The organism is Parvimonas sp. D9 (assembly GCF_035282565.1).
Classification (GTDB): Bacteria; Bacillota; Clostridia; order Tissierellales; family Peptoniphilaceae; genus Parvimonas; species Parvimonas micra.
Map to the genome: position 1 here is coordinate 1 of NZ_JAYKBM010000092.1, position 322 is coordinate 322.

The 322-nt window shown below is 54.3% G+C and carries 1 protein-coding gene; it reads right to left on the reverse strand.

The annotated features are described in order from the left end of the window. Nucleotides 1-322, reverse strand: a 322-nt coding sequence (locus VJI94_RS08150) for a 4Fe-4S cluster-binding domain-containing protein (RefSeq protein WP_324008987.1), incomplete at both ends; no start/stop codon positions are given.

A 322-nucleotide genomic window follows, 5' to 3' on the forward strand; every position in this document is an offset into this window, starting at 1 on the left:
CAGGCGACAGGGTTCCTTGAGTCTCCACCGCGACCCCTAGCTCTGCTCCATGCAAGAGTCCGATGAGGCGGGTGAGGTCCCACATGCAGGGGTTACCACCTGATAGGGTGACCCAGGGAGTGTTAGTCCTTTTCGCTTCAGGAATAATTCGAGCCGCGATCTCTTCCGCCGTGAGGTAATCGGCATTCGCTTTAACTGCCGTCGGAATGACTGCATGTAGCGAGTCGCACTTTTCGCATCGATAGTCACATCCACCGAAACGGATGAACATCGTTTTTGAACCTGCAAGCAGACCTTCACCCTGGATAGTAGGTCCAAAGGT